Origin of the sequence: Thauera sp. 2A1 (assembly GCF_009469595.2) — a bacterium.
Taxonomy (GTDB): domain Bacteria; phylum Pseudomonadota; class Gammaproteobacteria; order Burkholderiales; family Rhodocyclaceae; genus Thauera.
The window spans coordinates 20,123-36,196 of the sequence record NZ_SSXV01000011.1 but is presented as its reverse complement, the minus strand read 5'-3'; the positions used below and the strand labels follow the sequence as shown (position 1 = coordinate 36,196).

The 16,074-nt window shown below is 67.5% G+C and carries 28 protein-coding genes; 4 read left to right on the top strand and 24 right to left on the bottom strand.

Annotated elements, in window-relative coordinates; all coding sequences use genetic code 11:
- Position 1: 1 nt before the first annotated feature.
- The 23 genes from GH664_RS11770 to GH664_RS11660 form a co-directional block, all read right to left on the bottom strand.
- Positions 2-421 carry a hypothetical protein gene (locus GH664_RS11770; RefSeq protein ID WP_153168266.1) on the bottom strand — a complete coding sequence of 140 codons (420 nt, stop codon included), beginning with the start codon at positions 419-421 and terminating at the stop codon, positions 2-4.
- Positions 422-446: 25 nt separating this feature from the next.
- Positions 447-812, bottom strand: coding sequence for a DUF2190 family protein (locus tag GH664_RS11765; RefSeq protein WP_153168265.1), 366 nt, complete (start codon positions 810-812; stop codon positions 447-449).
- Positions 813-835: 23 nt separating this feature from the next.
- Positions 836-1,192 carry a hypothetical protein gene (locus tag GH664_RS11760; protein ID WP_153168264.1) on the bottom strand — a complete coding sequence of 119 codons (357 nt, stop codon included), beginning with the start codon at positions 1,190-1,192 and terminating at the stop codon, positions 836-838.
- Between the two features lie 7 nt (positions 1,193-1,199).
- Entirely contained in the window at positions 1,200-2,162 is a 963-nt protein-coding gene (locus GH664_RS11755; RefSeq protein ID WP_153168263.1) for a hypothetical protein, read from the bottom strand.
- 29 nt (positions 2,163-2,191) lie between these two features.
- The gene (locus tag GH664_RS11750) at positions 2,192-3,196 is read right to left on the bottom strand and encodes a hypothetical protein (RefSeq protein ID WP_153168262.1); all 1,005 of its coding nucleotides are present in this window, start codon (positions 3,194-3,196) and stop codon (positions 2,192-2,194) included.
- A 201-nt stretch (positions 3,197-3,397) separates the two neighbouring features.
- Complete coding sequence (locus GH664_RS11745; RefSeq protein WP_153168261.1) at positions 3,398-3,847, bottom strand: Mor transcription activator family protein; 450 nt, start codon at positions 3,845-3,847, stop codon at positions 3,398-3,400.
- On the bottom strand, positions 3,844-4,299 hold the full coding sequence (locus tag GH664_RS11740) for a regulatory protein GemA (RefSeq protein ID WP_153168260.1): 456 nt from the start codon (positions 4,297-4,299) through the stop codon (positions 3,844-3,846). Before GH664_RS11740 ends, GH664_RS11745 begins: the two co-directional genes overlap by 4 nt.
- Before the next feature lie 2 nt (positions 4,300-4,301).
- Positions 4,302-4,424 carry a hypothetical protein gene (locus tag GH664_RS11735; protein ID WP_255424935.1) on the bottom strand — a complete coding sequence of 41 codons (123 nt, stop codon included), beginning with the start codon at positions 4,422-4,424 and terminating at the stop codon, positions 4,302-4,304.
- Positions 4,421-4,768, bottom strand: coding sequence for a PEP-CTERM sorting domain-containing protein (locus GH664_RS11730; protein ID WP_194270395.1), 348 nt, complete (start codon positions 4,766-4,768; stop codon positions 4,421-4,423). Before GH664_RS11730 ends, GH664_RS11735 begins: the two co-directional genes overlap by 4 nt.
- 1 nt (position 4,769) lies before the next feature.
- Positions 4,770-5,405, bottom strand: a complete 636-nt coding sequence (locus tag GH664_RS11725) for a DUF3164 family protein (RefSeq protein WP_153168258.1) — start codon at positions 5,403-5,405, stop codon at positions 4,770-4,772.
- A gap of 1 nt (position 5,406) precedes the next feature.
- On the bottom strand, positions 5,407-5,802 hold the full coding sequence (locus GH664_RS11720) for a hypothetical protein (protein WP_153168257.1): 396 nt from the start codon (positions 5,800-5,802) through the stop codon (positions 5,407-5,409).
- A complete protein-coding gene (locus tag GH664_RS11715) occupies positions 5,799-6,176 on the bottom strand; it encodes a hypothetical protein (RefSeq protein WP_153168256.1) in 378 nt (125 codons plus the stop codon). The genes GH664_RS11720 and GH664_RS11715 overlap by 4 nt, the downstream gene beginning before the upstream one ends.
- A complete protein-coding gene (locus GH664_RS11710) occupies positions 6,173-6,493 on the bottom strand; it encodes a hypothetical protein (RefSeq protein WP_153168255.1) in 321 nt (106 codons plus the stop codon). Before GH664_RS11710 ends, GH664_RS11715 begins: the two co-directional genes overlap by 4 nt.
- 1 nt (position 6,494) lies before the next feature.
- Positions 6,495-7,694, bottom strand: a complete 1,200-nt coding sequence (locus tag GH664_RS11705) for an ExeA family protein (protein WP_153168254.1) — start codon at positions 7,692-7,694, stop codon at positions 6,495-6,497.
- Between the two features lie 12 nt (positions 7,695-7,706).
- Positions 7,707-9,464 (bottom strand): DDE-type integrase/transposase/recombinase, encoded by a 1,758-nt coding sequence (locus GH664_RS11700; protein ID WP_153168253.1) that lies wholly within the window; start codon positions 9,462-9,464, stop codon positions 7,707-7,709.
- Between the two features lies 1 nt (position 9,465).
- Positions 9,466-10,356, bottom strand: coding sequence for a hypothetical protein (locus tag GH664_RS11695; protein WP_153168252.1), 891 nt, complete (start codon positions 10,354-10,356; stop codon positions 9,466-9,468).
- 23 nt (positions 10,357-10,379) lie between these two features.
- The gene (locus GH664_RS11690; protein ID WP_153168251.1) at positions 10,380-10,664 is read right to left on the bottom strand and encodes a hypothetical protein; all 285 of its coding nucleotides are present in this window, start codon (positions 10,662-10,664) and stop codon (positions 10,380-10,382) included.
- Positions 10,665-10,690: 26 nt separating this feature from the next.
- Positions 10,691-11,014, bottom strand: a complete 324-nt coding sequence (locus tag GH664_RS11685; protein ID WP_153168250.1) for an IclR family transcriptional regulator — start codon at positions 11,012-11,014, stop codon at positions 10,691-10,693.
- Positions 11,011-11,346, bottom strand: coding sequence for a hypothetical protein (locus GH664_RS11680; protein WP_153168249.1), 336 nt, complete (start codon positions 11,344-11,346; stop codon positions 11,011-11,013). The genes GH664_RS11685 and GH664_RS11680 overlap by 4 nt, the downstream gene beginning before the upstream one ends.
- Positions 11,347-11,348: 2 nt before the next feature.
- Positions 11,349-11,810: a hypothetical protein gene (locus GH664_RS11675; RefSeq protein WP_153168248.1), complete on the bottom strand. Its 462-nt coding sequence runs from the start codon at positions 11,808-11,810 to the stop codon at positions 11,349-11,351.
- 89 nt (positions 11,811-11,899) lie between these two features.
- Positions 11,900-12,235 carry a hypothetical protein gene (locus GH664_RS11670; RefSeq protein WP_153168247.1) on the bottom strand — a complete coding sequence of 112 codons (336 nt, stop codon included), beginning with the start codon at positions 12,233-12,235 and terminating at the stop codon, positions 11,900-11,902.
- A 45-nt stretch (positions 12,236-12,280) separates the two neighbouring features.
- On the bottom strand, positions 12,281-12,814 hold the full coding sequence (locus GH664_RS11665) for a Rha family transcriptional regulator (RefSeq protein WP_153168246.1): 534 nt from the start codon (positions 12,812-12,814) through the stop codon (positions 12,281-12,283).
- Between the two features lie 8 nt (positions 12,815-12,822).
- Positions 12,823-13,053, bottom strand: a complete 231-nt coding sequence (locus tag GH664_RS11660; protein ID WP_153168245.1) for a DNA-binding protein — start codon at positions 13,051-13,053, stop codon at positions 12,823-12,825.
- Between the two features lie 87 nt (positions 13,054-13,140).
- On the opposite strand from GH664_RS11660, the gene GH664_RS11655 reads away from it, so the two are divergent.
- The 4 genes from GH664_RS11655 (at position 13,141) to GH664_RS11640 (ending at position 15,476) form a co-directional block, all read left to right on the top strand.
- Positions 13,141-13,803: a helix-turn-helix domain-containing protein gene (locus GH664_RS11655; RefSeq protein WP_153168244.1), complete on the top strand. Its 663-nt coding sequence runs from the start codon at positions 13,141-13,143 to the stop codon at positions 13,801-13,803.
- Positions 13,800-13,985: a hypothetical protein gene (locus tag GH664_RS11650; RefSeq protein ID WP_153168243.1), complete on the top strand. Its 186-nt coding sequence runs from the start codon at positions 13,800-13,802 to the stop codon at positions 13,983-13,985. The genes GH664_RS11655 and GH664_RS11650 overlap by 4 nt, the downstream gene beginning before the upstream one ends.
- Before the next feature lie 2 nt (positions 13,986-13,987).
- Positions 13,988-14,410, top strand: coding sequence for a DUF4124 domain-containing protein (locus GH664_RS11645; protein WP_153168242.1), 423 nt, complete (start codon positions 13,988-13,990; stop codon positions 14,408-14,410).
- A gap of 64 nt (positions 14,411-14,474) precedes the next feature.
- Positions 14,475-15,476: a hypothetical protein gene (locus GH664_RS11640; RefSeq protein ID WP_153168241.1), complete on the top strand. Its 1,002-nt coding sequence runs from the start codon at positions 14,475-14,477 to the stop codon at positions 15,474-15,476.
- Between the two features lie 200 nt (positions 15,477-15,676).
- Here GH664_RS11640 and GH664_RS11635 read toward each other — a convergent pair whose 3' ends face one another.
- Positions 15,677-16,045 carry a Gp49 family protein gene (locus GH664_RS11635; RefSeq protein WP_153168240.1) on the bottom strand — a complete coding sequence of 123 codons (369 nt, stop codon included), beginning with the start codon at positions 16,043-16,045 and terminating at the stop codon, positions 15,677-15,679.
- Positions 16,046-16,074 lie beyond the last annotated feature (29 nt).

Below are 16,074 nucleotides of genomic sequence, written 5' to 3'. Positions count from 1 at the left end.
GTCAGTTCTGCTTACGCAACGTGCTCGCCGCCAGCGCGAATGCCGCCGCAGTGCTGGTGACATCGGCGCCGAAGTCATTTACCGCCACCAGCTCATCCGCCGTCGCCGCACCGCCGCGCTTCTTGAAGTAGACCGCGTAGCGGGCGGTGATGGACGCGTTGGCCCAGGTGTTGCCGCCGAGGGTGATGTCGACGCGGTCGTTGGCCGTATCGACCGCGCCCACCGTCACCGTCACCGTGGCGCCGCCGGCCGTGTAGCCGGTGCCCACGACTTCGTTGGTGACGTCGCTGCGCTTGGCCCACGTGTCCTTGTTCGGCGTGGCTGCGCTGGTGAGCAGCATCACGCCGAAGGCGTCGGTGTCGTAGTCGATGTTGCCGACCGCTTCGTCGCGGATGGCGGAGTTGAAGATGAAGCTGGGCATGTCGGCTCCTGTGTCGTGCTACGCGTTACGCGTGCAGGTGGCGATACAGCACCACTTCGATGAACTGGCCCGCCTGGGTGGCCGCTTCCAGCGCCTTGCCGCAGTGGTCGGTGTTGCTGCCCACGGCGGCCTTGCCGCTGCCGTCTGCCGCCGGCTTGACGAAGGCGTGTTGGCTGATCGCCGCGCTGGCTTCCACCAGGGCGGTGTAGTGCGTGATCACCGACACCGGCGCGCCGATCGCGGCGGCGTGCTCGCTCACGCCCATCGAATCGGCCGAGGTGCCGCCGGCGGCGGTGGCGTGCGCGCCGTTGAAGCCGACGAAGCGGCCCTTCTCGATCGCGGCGGTGGCCACCACGGTGGTGGCGTGTTGCTTGTCGTACTGGCGTCCCATGTCGGGCTCCTATGCTTGGTCGATCAGGCGGCTTTCTTCTTGCCGGCGGAGGGGGCTGCGGGCTCCGCCGCGGCTTCCGTTGCGGGGGCCGCGGCGACCTCGGCCGCGGCCCCCTCGCCTTCGCTCGCAGGGGGGGTGTGGGTGCCGGGGATTGCGTCCCCGGCTGCGCCCGCCTCATTGCTGCCGGCGGCTTCGCTCGCGGAAGATTCGGGCACCGGGGCGATGCGCTTCTCGACGGCGCCCAGGCTCACCAGCTCGTCGAGCGTGGCCAGGGGCAGGTCGTCGGGCAGCGTCTCGCCCGGCTTGAAGTTGATGCGCACGCCGTCGAGCAGCAGCGCGACGCCGGAGACGCACACATGGGCGATCAGGTTCGGGCTCATCCGTGCCTCACTTCGGGTTCTGGAACAGGAAGCCGGCCGTGTTGTAGGCCACGTTCGGGCGGCGCTCGTAGGTGGCGCCATAGATCCAGCTCTTGAGGCCCGCCTCGTAGTACGGCGTTTCGGCAAAGGGGTGGCCATCGAGCACGTTAGTGAAACCGAAGCCCGGCTCCGCCAGACTGATGTCGCCATTGCCCGCCCCGCCGATGCGCGGCACGTAGGCCAGCACCGCGTTGTTGCCCCACACGTCCTGGCCGGTGTCGGTCTCGTCGATCCACACCGCATCGCCGACGACGATCTCGTCCACCGCCAGGATGGTCTTCAGTTGCTCGGTAGTCGCCGGCCCCTGCTGGCTGTCGGGCAGGAAGGTCTTCACCTGGGCGTTGAAGCGCAGCGCGACCCACGCATCCGCCGACAGCGTGAGCGTGTTCGGGCGCTTGCCGATCTTCTTGCGGATGGTCTCGCTGGCGGTGGTGATGTCGGTCACCGGCACGCCGGTGGCGGCGCTCCACTTGGTGCCGCCGGAGAGCGCCAGCACGTGGCCGCTGGCATACGTGCCGCTGGTGGTGGCCAGCGTGGCCACTTCCAGTTCGTAGTCCAGGCCGAGGATGTCGTTGGCCGTTGTCATGGCGATGCGGCTGATGTCGAGGTTGGCGTTGACGTTCATCCGCCGTGCCTCGTCCGCCTCGCGGATCAGCTCACGCGGCATAGGCACTTCCACCGAGTACTGGTCCACCGAGTAGGTCTTGTCCTGGTACCGGATGTTCACGCGCTTGGTGGCGGTGCCCGGCGCGCGGCGCAGGCTGTAGCGGCGGAAGCGCTCGTCGCCCATCTGGGCGAGGGTCACCGACGACAGGCTCTGCGGCAGGCGCGGCATCAGCCGCTCGGCCACGTAGCTGCCCTGGCCCAGGCCAAGCAGCAACGTGGTGAGGATGGGGTTCTGCTTCAGCCGGATTTCGGCAGCGGTCATCATGGCAGCGGCGTCCTTCTTTTAGGGGTGGGTCAGGCGGTGAAGCTGACGACGGCGTTCAGGGCCTCGGCGTAGCTCACCTTGTGTTGCGCGGCATAGGCGCGGGCACGGATGTCGACCTCGGCATCGGACAGGCCTTGCGCCCCGCCCGCCCCGGGCGCTGTGCCGCCGGGCGCGAACTCGCCGAAACTCACCAGCGGCTGGCCCGAGGCGATCAGCCCCTTGAGCCATTCGGCCGGCGACACCTTCTTGGTGGCGCCGCCTTCGGCGAACTCCACCGGCTGCGCGTCGGCCAGGGTTTCGAGCACGGCGACGGCGGCGGCCTGGTCCTTGGGCAGCAGCCGGCCCGCCTTCACCTGGTCTTCGGCAAACGACACGAAGCTGGCGCGGCGGTCGCGCCGGGCGGTTTCGGCAAACTGCGCCAGTTGCGCCTTGGCGGCCGCGGCATCGGCTTCGGCCGCGGCCTTGGCGTCGAGGGCGGCCTTCGCGTCAGCTTCGGCCTTGGCTGCCCGATCCTGCGCGTCCTTGATTTCCTGCGTCATGGATTGCTCCTGGTGGTGGGTGGGGGTCCGCGCATCGGGCTCGCCCTCGGAAAAGCTCACGGTGCCGGCGGCGTCGTCGGCAAAGTCCTTCAGCCCGGCAATGGCCGGCGGCTGCGCGCCCAGGAAGGCGACGTGCCGCAGGTACCACTTGCCGGGCCTGGGGTTGTTTGGGTGCTGCGGGGGATAGAACGAGGCGCTGCGCTTCTTGAAGCGGCCGGCGTCCACCATCTCGGCGAACTGCGGCTCGACCTGGGCCGTATCCATCACCAGGCGACCGTCCGCATTGCGCGCCAGGCGCTTCACCCAGCCGTAAGCCGGGCGGTTGTGCTCGGGGTGACCCACGGTGAGCGGGGCCTCGCGCACGGCGGGGTCATACGCCGCGACCATGCCGGCGACGTCGGCGTCGGAGAATTCATGCACCGCGCCCGCGTCGTCGATGTGACGGCCGGGGCGGAAGATCTCGATGGCGGGGGGGAGCGAAGGCGTCGGGTCCATGCAGCGCATTTTTCGCGCGAGGACCCCACTGCCCTAAATGAAGCGGTTCAATGCTTGGAGAATCGCCCGACGACGGAATGCGCCGGGGCATGCTGGCCAGAACCGGCCGGAAACCGATTTATAAATCGATTCTGCGGGGTTTCACCCCCTCTGGGATACATCGACCGCCCGGGGCACCCTTAAGGGCGCCACGGGGCCGATTCACGCTTCGACCTGATCATCACCCTCATCGGGGGGGTCGAGCGGCAACGTGCCCTGCCGGCGGGCGCGTTCGAGGCGCAACTGCTCGTCGAGGATGCTGTAGATCTGCCGGGGCGTCAGGTCGTACTTGCGCGCCAGGGCGTCGTGGTTACGGCCGTTGAATTCGTCGAGGATCTGGCGGTCGCGCAACGACAGGTCAAAGCGCACGCCTTTGCTCAGGTAGGGCTGGGTGCCGCCGATCTCGGCGCGCAGCGCATCGGTCATCTGCAGCGCGAGCTGGGCGCGGCGCGCGTCCGCCAGCCCGCTCAGCTCTGCCGGTGCGCGCAGCGAGATGAACAGCACCGTGGCGATGGTGCGCCAGTCGTCGGGGTAGCCGTCGCCGAACAGCGCCTCGAGCACCTGCAGTTCGGCCGCCGTCACCCCGAGCAACGGACTACGACGCCGGCTCATGCCTCACCCCGCGTACCCGCCACCCGCGCCACCCACTTCTTGAGCGACTCGATCAGCGTGTATTCCTGCGCCGCACTTAGAAAGGCCAGCGCCTCGGCGTGGTTTTCCGTCTGGCCGCGGATCCAGCCCAGCAGGCCGCGCATCGTACGGTCGCGCACCTGGCCTGCATCGGCCAGCGTCTGCCACAGCGCCCACAGCTTCTTGTGCCGCGGCGACAGCGGCACCCGCTTGGCCCCGCCTGGACGCGGGTAGCCGGCGGCGTGCAAGTGCTCCATCACCGCCTGCAGCTCTTCCACGCTGCAGTCCTTGCTGCTGCGCTTGCCGCCCGAGCGCAGGGCCAGCACGTCGCGATAGGTGTCGTCGTCGAGCTTCAGCCAGGTCTTGGCCGCATGCACACGGCGCACCATCTGGGCGTGCTGCGCGGCGCGCGCGGCGATCAGGGGAGCGCGCATGGTCAGAAGTCCCGCCCGGACACGGTGGCGATCGCCACAAGCCCCGCGGCGATGCAGCCCAGCCCCAGCGCGCTTTCCAGCGCCCAGCCGGCCGCGATCAACAACAGGCCATAGATCAGCTTCATGCTTTTCTCCTGCAGAAGAGGCTTGCAGCCGCGGCAACGCCCACCAGGGCGGCCGTGCCGGGCTCGGGGATGGTGCGCACGACCGGGTCGGGGAACGCGGCGCAATCCTTCACGCCCGGCGGACAGGGGCCCAAGTCGATGCGGGCCAGCTTGGGTGCCGCCTCGCCCGTCTGCGCGGGCTGCATGGTCGCGGCGGCCGGGCGGTAGGGCAGCTCGGGCGGGCGGATGGCCGCGGCGTACATCGCCAGCGCGGCCATGATGCCGGCGCCGAGCAGCACGCCCAGACCGAGCCACTTGAGGCGCAACCAGGTGAGCGTGCCGGGGGGCAGGTAACGGATACGCACGTCACACCGCCGCCAGGTCGAGCGGGATCGCCACGTACTGCTCCGACGTGCCGATGCGTCGGTACACCCGCACATAGGTCGCGGTGCCCGTGCTCTGGATGCTGTCGCGGATCGCCTGCATGGCGCGCAGCCATTCCTCGTCGTCGATGTCCAGGCGGAACAGCTCGAGCACGGCGGCCGTCTTGATCTGGCCCTTGGTGTCGGTGCGGAAGGCGCGATCCACCAGAGCGCGGATGTGCGGGTTGGCGCCCTGGCTCCAGCGGTCGATGCACTGGTTGATGAGTTCCTTGGCGGCCTCGAGCTCCTCGGTGAATTCGATCCGTTCTGCGATGGCGCGCTGGATCTTGTATTCGCCGTCGTACGTGGTGACGGTGACGTTGCCCTTGGTGCCGCCCAGCTTGACGTCGTAGCGCTCGCCGGCGATGCGCACCAGGTCGGCGATGTCGGCCAGGGCGCGGGCCTTGAAGCTCGCCAGCATGTTGTGGAGCGCCACGGCCTGCTGTGCCAGGTTGCGTGCCACCTCGTCGCGCAGCAGGTCCTGCTCGCGCACCTGGTCGATCGGCACCAGGTGGCCGGCGGCATTGCGCAGGTAGCCCTCGGGGATCGGCGCGAGTTCGTTGGTGTGCAGTTCGTTCATTTCATTCTCCATCGGGGGACAGGGTTGCCAGAATTGCCCGCCCGGCATCCGTGATCGTGTAGCTGTTGCGCTGGTGGCTGGTGACGCGGCGGCGGGGCTGCAGCGCGATCCAGCCCGCCTCGAGCATGCAGCGCACCCGCCACTGCCACGCCTTTGCCGAGCGCACTGGGTAGGCCTGCGCCAGGTCGGACACCGTCGTGGTGTTGCGCCGGGCAATTTCAGACAGGGCCAGGCGGTCCAATTCGGCACGGCGCACACGCTCCGCGCTCGTCGCACTGCGCTGCGTCATCGCGTAGCTCGCCCGGCGGTGCGCGGCCGCGGCCTGCGCCAGCGCACCGATCTGCTGTGCCATGGTGGGGAGGGGGGGCGGGATGCGAACGGTGGCAGCGGGCATCATTGCGCCTCCTCCCAGATCACCCACACGCCCATGAAGAGGCAGGCGGCCACCTTCACCGGCCGCTCGGCGGTCGGCAGCACCATCCACAGCCGCGGCCCGGCGGCGTCCAGGAACGGGCCGAAGGGCTTGGCCGGGTCGCGGGCGATGCGGATGGATGGCCCGTCCTCGGCAGGGAATTCGCCTTCGATGCGGGCGCCCTCGATGCGCACCCCCAGCTCGCGCAGTGCGCGCACGGCGGCATTCATCAACGCCAGGCGGCGGTTGGTTTCCACGCACAGCACGCGCGGTGCGGGGGCGTCGGCCGGGTTGGCGCCGCTCCAGAACCATTCGCGCGCATCGCGCGCCGGGGGGACAACATGCAGGTGCACGTTCATGACCGGATCTCCAGTGGAATGCCCAGCTCTCGGGCGTGGTGCAACAGGGCGATGGCATCGGACAGCGCGCCGGTCATCTCTTCCGGCGACGCAGGCGGCAAGCGGTGGTGCGCGCAATAGCCGTCGTCGAAGCGGCGCAGCACCTCCATCAGGTCGGCAAGCGTGTTGAGTACTTCTGGCGCGAGCGTCATCAACGCGGTCAGCGCATCGTTACCAGGGCGCACCATGCAAACGAAGTGGCGGTCGGCATCGACCACCACCGGCGCCATGTCGCGCTGGTGGTCGATCAGCCAGGGGGTGTTGAAGGGGTTGTCCATATCAGCACCCACGGATCACTTGCGCATCCACGCGCGGGAACTGCACAGCGGCCGCGGCGTTGAGGGCGCGCACCACCAGGTTGTTCACCACCAGCGGATAGCAGATGCTGTGCGCCTCGGCCCGGCTGCCGCCGCGCGGGATGCGCACCAGGCGGGCGCGAATGGCGTCGCAGGCATCGTCGGCGAACAGGTCGGCCAGCTTCACCCCCACGCGGGCGAACTTGTGCGCCAGGTAGGGCTGCAGGTCGTCGTCGAGCGGCAGCATTTCGCGGCGCTCGCAGCGCTGCACGATCTCGCGCACGTCGGCCAGCTTGTCCGACAGCGTCATGTCGAGTTCGGGCTGGCCGATAAGCACCACGCCCAGCAGCCGGCGCAGGCCGTGCTTCATTTCCATGAAGCTCTTGAGGTGGCGCAGCGTGCTCTTGGGCATGCGGTGCGCCTCTTCGACGATCAGCAGGTTGCTGTAGCCCGCCTGCTGGCTGCTGGTGAGCAGCGCATGAACCTGGCGTGCGCGGGCCTGGGTGCTGGCGCGCACGGTGGCGCCCGGGTCCAGCGTGTGGATGATGGCCTCGGCGATCTGCCCGCTCTTCATCACGTTGCCGCGCGCGTCGGACGACTCCATCTCCATCACGTAAGGCTTGATGACGATCACCGGCTTGCCCTCGAGGCGGATGCGCTCCTCGAGCTCCTCGCGCAGCGTGGTCTTGCCCGATCCCGATTCGCCCACCAGGGCGACGAAGCCCTGGTTGAGCGCCGCATCCATCAGCGCGGCGCGGGCGCGGCGGGTGCTGGGGCAGGCGAAGACATCGGCGAGCGTGGCGATGTCGTCGATGAAGGGCGAGCGCACCAGGCCGAAGTGCTCGCGTGCCTCGTGCGTCAGGGTTTCGTTGCGTAGTAGCATGTGTTCGTCCTCGTCGGTTTCCGGTGTTGCAGTGCTGGTGGGGACATCGGCCCCTTCCGCGTTGCTGCGCGGCAGGGGCCACTCTTCGAATGCGGTGGCGATCATTTCGCCGTCGGCGCCGGCCTCTTTGAGCAAGGCCGTGATCCGCTGGTGCAGCTCCACGCGCAGGCTGTCGTTGCGCGGCCAGATGCCGTGGTTCACCAGTTGCGCGATAAGCGCAGAGCTCACCTCGCAGCGTTCGGCCACGTCCTTCTGTGGCACGCTCAGCCGGGCCAGCACGCGCTTCAGGTTCAGTCTCATGAGTTTCCCTTGTCATGCCCCGCCGACCACGCGCAGCCCGGCGCGGACGGTGAGGCGGTGCTGCAGGTTGTCGAGTTCGGTTTCGGGCACGCCGTCGGGATACCAGGCGGCGATCTGCGCATTGCGCTCGGCGGTGAGCTGCACGCCGCGGCGCAGCAGCTCGGTAGCGGCCTCGAAGTGGGTGAGTACCTGGGCGGGTGCGGCCTGCGTGGCGGTGGTGACGACCAGGTCGGTGCCGCGACGCGGCAGATAGATGGGCACCGTGGAGGTGTCGATGAGCCGCTCGGGGTCGATGCGCCCGCCAAAGCTGGCGCCCTTCGCCTTGCGCCGGGCGGCGGCCTCCTCGTCGGTGGCGGCATCCATAGCGATGCGCTCCACCAGCTTGCGGTTGGCATCGGCGGGCGTGTCGGCCACGCGGCCCCATTCCTCGCCGATCACCGGCGCATCGGCGCGGAAACCACCCTCCACGCGCGCCACCTCGGGCACGTCGTGCAGCAGCTCGTTGCCGTCGGCATCCACATCCACCACCACCGCGCAGTCGGGCTTGTAGGGGTTGTAGGTCACCTGCAACGGCTCGCCCACCATGACCCGCGGCACGGCGCGCACGTCGAACTCGCGGCCGGCGAACTGCACCGTCAGCGTGCCGCTGACCTTGCGCTTCTCGGGGGTATGGGTGAGCAGCGCGCGCGCCAGCTCGGCATCCACCACGCGCAACTGCTCGTCGCGGATCTCCAGCCAGGCGGCGTAGCGCGTCTTGCCCAGGCGGCCGTGCACCTTGCTGGCGTTGTACCAGCTCGCCCACTTGCGCACGGCGGCGTTGAGCGCGTCGAGGTCGCTCACCGGGCGCAGCCGCAAGCCGGCCTCGAAGCTGCGCTCGATCAGGTTGCGGGCGTTTTCCACCTGGCCGGTAGCGCGGGCGTTTTCCGGGGCGTGGGCGATGAGGCGCACGCCCAGCCGGCGCGCCAGGTTCTTGAACGCGCCGCTGGTGTTGGCGCTGCCCATGTCCATCATCAGGATCAGCGGCACGCCGTAGAACGGGTCCTGCCCGCGCTGCTGCGTCGCCTGGATGAAGGACTCGGCCAGGTTGGCGGCCGATTCCGCCCCCATTACGTAGTGCGCGAAGATCGCCGCCGAATAGTGGTCGGTCACTTCGTACGACCACACGCGGTCGGCCTCGACCCGCTTCAGGTTGGCCGGCTTGTTCTTGTAGAACTTGGCCGCGTCCATCACTTGCAGGCCGGTCTCGCGCTCGCTGCGCGGGTTGAGGTAGTACAGCACGCACAGGCTGGCGTCGATCTGCCACACGTGGTTGGGGTGCAGGCTGCGCAGCTCGGTATGCGGCGCCGGGCGCAGCAACTGCTCCGGGTGCAGGCCGTAGGCCTTGAGCGCGCGCGAAATCGCGCTGTCGGACAACGCCACCAGCTCGCCGGTGGCGGCGTCCAGCCGTTCGGCGCGCACTTCGCCGTTGGCGCGCAGCAGCTTCACCGCCTCGCCGATCGGCAGCAGGCGCTTGCTGTTCTTGCGCAGGCTGTCCATCAGCAAGGCGGAAATCAGCACCGCCTCCTCGCGTGGCAGTTCCACCAGGCCGGCATCCGCGCGGCGCTTGCGCTCGGGCTTCACCACCACGTCGCCCAGCTTGCGCAGCAGGGTGGCGCGGCTCATGCCCAGCCGCTGGCAGGCCGCCTCATACACGGCGCACTTGGCGCCATGCCCGGCCCCGTGCGCCTGGCGGTGTACGTCGATGAGGGCATCGATCAGGGCTGCGCTCATGTCAGGCCTCATCCACCCAGGCCAGTTCGCCACGATCCACCGTGGGCAGGCCGAACTCGTCGCGCAGCGCCAGCAGGTCCTGCTCGAGCTGGCCCACCAGGCCGGCCATGAAGACGAGCGGGCGTGACTCGTGTGTTTCACCATGGGCATGGAGCGCCGCCAGCGCCTGGCGCAACTGGCCGACGATGCCGCCGCGCACGTCGTTGTGCAGGCGGGTGGCTTCGGCCTGGAGCTCGGCCAGCACCCTATCCGGGGGAGCAGTCGCGATGCGCTTCACGTCACGCTGCAGCGCCTCGATGCGCTGCGTCTTTTCGGCGGAGATTTCTTCCGTGGCCTGCAGCTCGCCCTTGAGCTCTTCGACCTTGGCCTGCGTTTCGTCGAGCTTGTTGGCCAGCGACTGGATGAGCGTCACCACTTCATCCTTGCCGCCCGCCTGCATGGCCTCTTCCACCGCCATGCGCTCATCCTCGGGGAGCGTGAGCAGCAGGCGCAGTTGCGCCCGATTCAGGCCAAGGCGCTGCACGTTCTCATACGCCTCTTCGCCAAGCTGCTGCAGCATGACCTTGCTGTCGCTCATCGCTTTGTAACCGCGGCCGAAAACCAGGCGGCAGAATGCGTCGATGTTTTCCGCCGGGCGGAAATCGCCATCCGCGTGCCTGATTGGCAAGTTCTTGAAAGCCTTGGATTTATTGATTTCCTCGAAGGCGCGAATTTCCGCCGCGGCGGAAAAGTTACTCATCGTCCGCGCCAACTGGGCCACACCGACGAAACGTCCCAGGTCGAAGGCGCTGGAGACCTGTTCCTGCTGGTCGCTGATGGCGGATTCACGCATCACGGACAGTGCGCCGTCGAGGTGCGGCGCATCCAGCGCAGGATCTGCCATCTGAGGCATGGCGAGGGGTTTGCGGCCGGCACTCATTTGGCACCCCGCACGGCATCGTCCATCGCGCGCTCGAGGGCGGCGATGCGCAGGTGCAGCCCCATGCGAGCGATCATGCCAGGCAGCGTCTCTTCAGCATCCTTGAGGATCCGCCATGACTCTCCGAAACAATCTTCAGCGACCACCTGTCCCGCCCACTCGGCGTTGGTTTCGGCGCATTCGATCTCGTCGGCGAGATAGCGCAGCAGCGTGACGACGTAGGCGCGCTCGGCCATTTCTCGATTGAGCGCAAGTGGAATGTCGGCGATATGCTGGGTCATTGTTGTTCTCCCTGAATGGGCGTTGGTCAGTAGTCGGTGCTGCGGTGGATGCCGGCGCGGGTTTCAGCGAGGCGGGTTTCGGCGCGGCCGATGGCCGCATGCACCTTCACCGCCTGCTGCGGCAGGCGAGCGGTGAGGCGCCACAGGCCGGTTTCCTCGTCCCGCTCGGCGACGCCGGTTTGCTCCAGGTTGAAGAGGTCGCGCGTCATCACGCTCTGCGAGCAGCCCACCGCCTTGGCCAGCGCGCTGGCGGCATAGCCATTGACCACGTCGCCGAACATCACCAGCAGCAGCTTCACCAGGCGCTGCTGCGCGCCGTTGGTGTAGTCCGTCTTGCGGGCGCCGTTCATGCCGACCTCCGCGGGCCGTCGAAGAGGTGGTTCTCGCGCAGGTCGGCCTGCAGGGCCTGCAGCTCGGCCTGCGTGGCGACCCGCAACTCGGCCACTTGGGCAAGCTGGTCGCGGGCCGGGCGGCGGTAGTCGGCCAGCAGCGCCTCAAGCGTCCAGCACACGGTATTCACGCCCGTCTGCAGGTCGGAGATCTGGTTGAAAGCAGTCAGCCAGTCGATCTCGCCGGCGCGCAGCCGGCGGGCGGTGGCGTGGGCGTCGTCGACGTAGCCCTTGACGCGGCTGCGGGCGTGCTCGACGACGACGTCGGCGGGGATGCTCTGGGCAATGGACATGGTCAGAACTCCAGTTCGGGTTGGTCGGATTTCTCGACGTTGGCGCGGTGCCAGGCGAGCGATTCGAGGCCGGCGGAGAGCCGCCCCAGGGTGGTGTCGCGGTCGAGCGTGCCGCGCATGAACTCAAGCAGCGCGCCCACCGCGTCGTTGAGCGTGGCCTGCAGCGCATGCACGTCGTCGGCGCTGGCGGCGTGGCCGGCCGGCACGGCGATCACCACCCCGCCTTCGCGGCTGGCGAGGTAGCGCACCACGTGCCCGGCGCCGGTGAGGTGCTGCCAGGCGGGCAGCGCGCGCACCGGCATGGTGTCGGTCTCGATCCACTTGTAGAGCGTGGCCGGGGTGGTGCCGAGCAGCTCGGCCAGGCGCTCGACGTTGAGGCGGCGGTGGGCGAGCGCGTGGCCCTTGTCCGCTTCGAACGCGGCGCGCAGCGAGCTGGGCACGGGGGTGGAATGACGACGGGACATTGGAAGAGCTCGGGCTGGGGGTGGGTCTAAACAAAAGGCGTTTTCGAAGTGCGGGAAGGCCTTTGCCGTGGGCTAGGCTGCAGCCGTGCCTAAGCCACCGGAGCCCGCGATGACCCGCCACGCCACCAACGCCGCTTGTTCAGTTGCAGCTTCACGCTGCCTGCGTGGCACGGCCTGCTGGGCTTGTAGCTGCTCACCCGGGGGCGGCCATACACGACCTCGAGTGCGCTGCCTTCGTCGAGCGCTTCGGCCACCAGGTAGTCGATGGCCGGTTCGTCGGTGGCGCGCACCAGGGTGACGAGCTGACCCGGGGCGGCATCCACCCTGTAGCGCTGCCCCTGCACCTGCACGGAGCCGTCGGCGCAGACGAGGCGCAGTTGCCCTTCCCATGCCGGCGGCAAACCTTGAATGAATACAGTGAGCATTTTTTATCCTCGTAAATCGGTTTGTGCGTCGTAGAATCCGCGTGATCAGTGGGCAAGCAGGCCGAGCCGGCGGGCTGTGCGGCGGTGGTAGGTGATGGAAGCGGGCGATTTGCCCAGGGGCGCGGCGATGTCGGCGCGGGAGTAGCCGGCCTCGGTGCACTCGACCACCGGGCGCAACATGGGGCGCACCTGGTCAAGGGCGTGGGCAAAGCGCTCGGTCTTGGCGCGCAGCTCGGCCTCCATGGCGTTGAAGGCTTGCAGGAAGGCGATCTTCCAGGCCAGCGCATCACGGCCGGTGAAGCCCATCGCCAGAAGAGCGAAGCCGTCGTGAGTGAGGCGGTATTCGGGCTGAGGTTTGTTCTGCTTGTTGAGGTAGGAGGACGGCTCAAAATTGAGCCGAGCAAAGGCCGGGTCGGGGCAGTTTGCGATCAGGTTTTCAATGTCGCGGATGACGTTCTTGTGCCGCTTGCCGAAGCGCTCGGCGACGGCGCGGGAGGTGGTGAAGGGCTGGCCGTCGGTCGAGAGGAACAGGACCTCGCGGGCGGCGAGCGGGTTGGGCAGGTGGAGGGCGAGTTGCATGGCGGGCCTCACGCGGCGATGCGATCGACGGGCAGCTTCATGCCGAGCTTGATGGCCAGTTCGTGCATGCGGCCGTATTTGCCCTTGAACTGACCGTTGAGCAGCATGTACACATCGCGGCGGGTGTAGCCGTTTGATTCGGCCCAGGCCGAGACCGGAACGCCGGCGGCCTGGAAGAGTTGCTTGATCTTCTCGGGGCTGTACGGCTCGCGCCTGGGAAGGGGGTACGGGACGTCCATGACGGGCTCCTGCGGGTTAGGTGGTTACGAACTGCGTTTGCTGTTCGTGTGACCTGAATGCTAGTCAACAAATATTGACCAGTCAACATGCAGTCAACAGATTTATTCACGGCGCAGCTCGTCCGCCTGAAGTACCTCCTAGACGTCCAAGAGGACCAGGCGGCTGCAGAGGCGCTCGGAATGTCGAAAGCGGCGTTATCAGCGAGGAAGTCGCGCGGCTCATTCCCAGAAAAGGAACTGCGCGCGCTCGCCCAGCGGCGGCCGGACTTGGGAATCGACGTCAACTACGTACTGACGGGCGAGCCCCCGCCGGACGATGGCGGCGACGAAACGGACGACGAGTTCGCCTGCCGCATCCAGGCCGTCAGCCGCATGCACAAGCTGGTGGAGGCGTTGCCGCTGGACGAGCTCGATCGCCTGCGCCTGGCCGCGTTGATGTCGGGCACTCCGCAGCAGGACGCGCCGCTGATCGCCGAATTCGTGCGGCGCGCCCTGCCGCCGGAGCCGGCCGAGCGCGTGCTGCTGGAGAACTACCGGCGCTGCAACGACGAGGGCAAGGCCTACCTGGTGCAGGAAAGCGCGCTGATGGCTGCGGGGCTGAAAGGACCGCCAGGCGCGGCGGCCGGCACGCCAGCCGGCACGACCGCACCCGGTGCGCCGCAGGTGTTCAACGGCATCGTCGGCGCGGTAGCCGGGCGGGATGTGAAGAACGTGAGCGTGAAACAGGGAAAGAGCAGGAAGAACGAATGAATCAGCAGTTCAACGGTCCGGTGGGCTTGGCGGCCGGCCGCGATGTAATCGTGGTGCAGGTGGCCGACCCGCTGACGCGCGAGGAGTGCGAACTGGTGCGCGCCTACCGCGCGGCGCCGGACGAGGGGCGGCAGGTGCTGCGCAAGGTGGTGGTGGCGATGGTCGAGGGCTGGAGGAGGTAGGAATGCGTGCGATGGCGTTGCTGTGGGGGCTGTTGATCGGCGGAATGGCGCAGGCGCAGGTGTACAAGTGCGTCGAGGGCGGCAAGACGGTGTATTCGCAGGAGCCGTGCGGCACCAAGCCGCAAACGCTCGACATCCAGCGCTCGACGCCGAGGCCCGGTTCGTTCGCGGAAACCCAGTCGAAGCGGGAAGACTACATTCGCGCCAACCCGGGGCTATCGGAGACCGTGAAGGGGGCGATTCGGGGCGGCGTCGCGGTTCCCGGCATGACGGAAGACCAGGTGATTGCCGCGATGGGCGCGCCGCTCCGCCGCAACCTCACGCAGACGGCGAGCGTGAGCATGTGGCAGTGGGTATATCGCTATGGCTCAGGCCGGCAGCACTACGTCTATATCGAGAACGGCCTCGTCGTCGCGACGAACTGATACGACAAGGAGTGCAGGTAGGTGGCTGGAGGGGCAAGAACAAAAACCAAGGGGGGAACGACTTGTGACCAGTGAATCGAACCACGCCGAACAAATCGTCATTTCGTCGGCTGATCAAGCCTGGGCCTTGTTGCGGTCGGCATTGGACGGCGATGAATTGCCCGAGCGGATCGCGCTCGTCTTCGACGGGTGGCCACGATTCCATATGAAATTCAGCGGGCGCGACTGGCATGGCACGGTTCCCACGCGGGTCATGGCGCCGTTGCTCGACGTGCAGCGGGATCTTTACCGGGCATACGCCAATGTCTGTTACGGCGATTCGAACCTGCGTAGACTTCGCGACGAAGACCGCGAACTGCTGGAACTGGTCGTCAAGGTCAACGAAGGCTCCTCCGATTACGAGGCGCCGCTTCACGAACAGCTCACCGAACTGGCGCGCAAGGCAATAGAGAAAATGGACTCCCGCAGCCTCGTCATCACCATTCTCGGGATCGCCGTCGTGGTGGGCGGCGTCGAGATCGGCAAGGCTTGGATCGCCGAACGCCAGGAGGCGAAGAAAGTCGAGCAGACGATCGAGCTTTCGAAGCAGGAAACCGAGCGGCTCAAGGTCTTCTCCGAGGCCGTAAAGCAGCAGCCGGTCCTCGGCGAGACGCGTGAGGATTTCGAAGCCAGCCAGAATCGGCTGCTCAAATCGGTCAAGCCGGGAGACGAGGTCGTTACCAAGGGCGTAGCGCTACACGGCGACCAGGTGGCCGAGATCACCCAAGGCGAGCGCGCACGCGCCGAGGACATCGATATCAGCGGCACCTTCCGCGTCCTGGCAAACGATGCCTCGAAGGGCGCGGGATTCCGCATCAAGGTTTCTCGAATCGAGGATGGAATGACGTTCTCGGCCGAGGTGCCGCTCGAACTTGATGCCGATGCGAAGCGCCTGATTCAGAAAGCCGAATGGAGCAAGGGCGCCGTGCTGGTGCGGCTGGACATCAGCGCAAGCTCTTTGCGCGGGGGCGTGATGAACGCCGTAGTGACGGGCGCCTCAGCGGTCCCTGAGGGCCGCGACAGATAAGCCTCACAGGTCTGGAGGCCGCGCCGCGGGCGGGAGTCTCAGAGCAGCTTCTGCTTCACGAAATGAAGCTCCCGTTCCCAGCAGAGAACCGATCTGCCTTTGTGCTTCCCGCTGGATCGGCTTCGGCATCGCTGCGGCGACACTGAAGGCGCGGGCTTCGGCCGCGGGCCATTCGTGCACGTAACGGTGTGTGGGTCCCGTCATGACCGATGCTCCTGTGCGGCGATCCGATTCCGCAGTGCATAGCCTTCGAGTTCCCACACCTTTTCCCGCGCGGCCCTGAGTGCTTCCCGCCGCCCGATCTCGGCGTCGAAATTCGCTGCGCTGATCGAGCCGTGATTGATGCCCACGACCTTGGCGCCGTTGCGCAGCACCAACACGCAGAAGGTGAGCAAGGCGAGCCCTGGCGGCAGCCCTTCCGTGGACATGATCGCGTCGTTGCCATAGAAGCCGTCTTCCGCCGTGAAGAAGAGGGTGCTCTCGATCGTGGCGTCGATGTCTTCGGGCGTGAGCCGCGGCGCGTGCATGCCTTTCTGCTGCAGTTCGGCCTCGAACTGTTTTTCGTCCATGACTTTCTCCGTGGATGTTCAAACGCTGA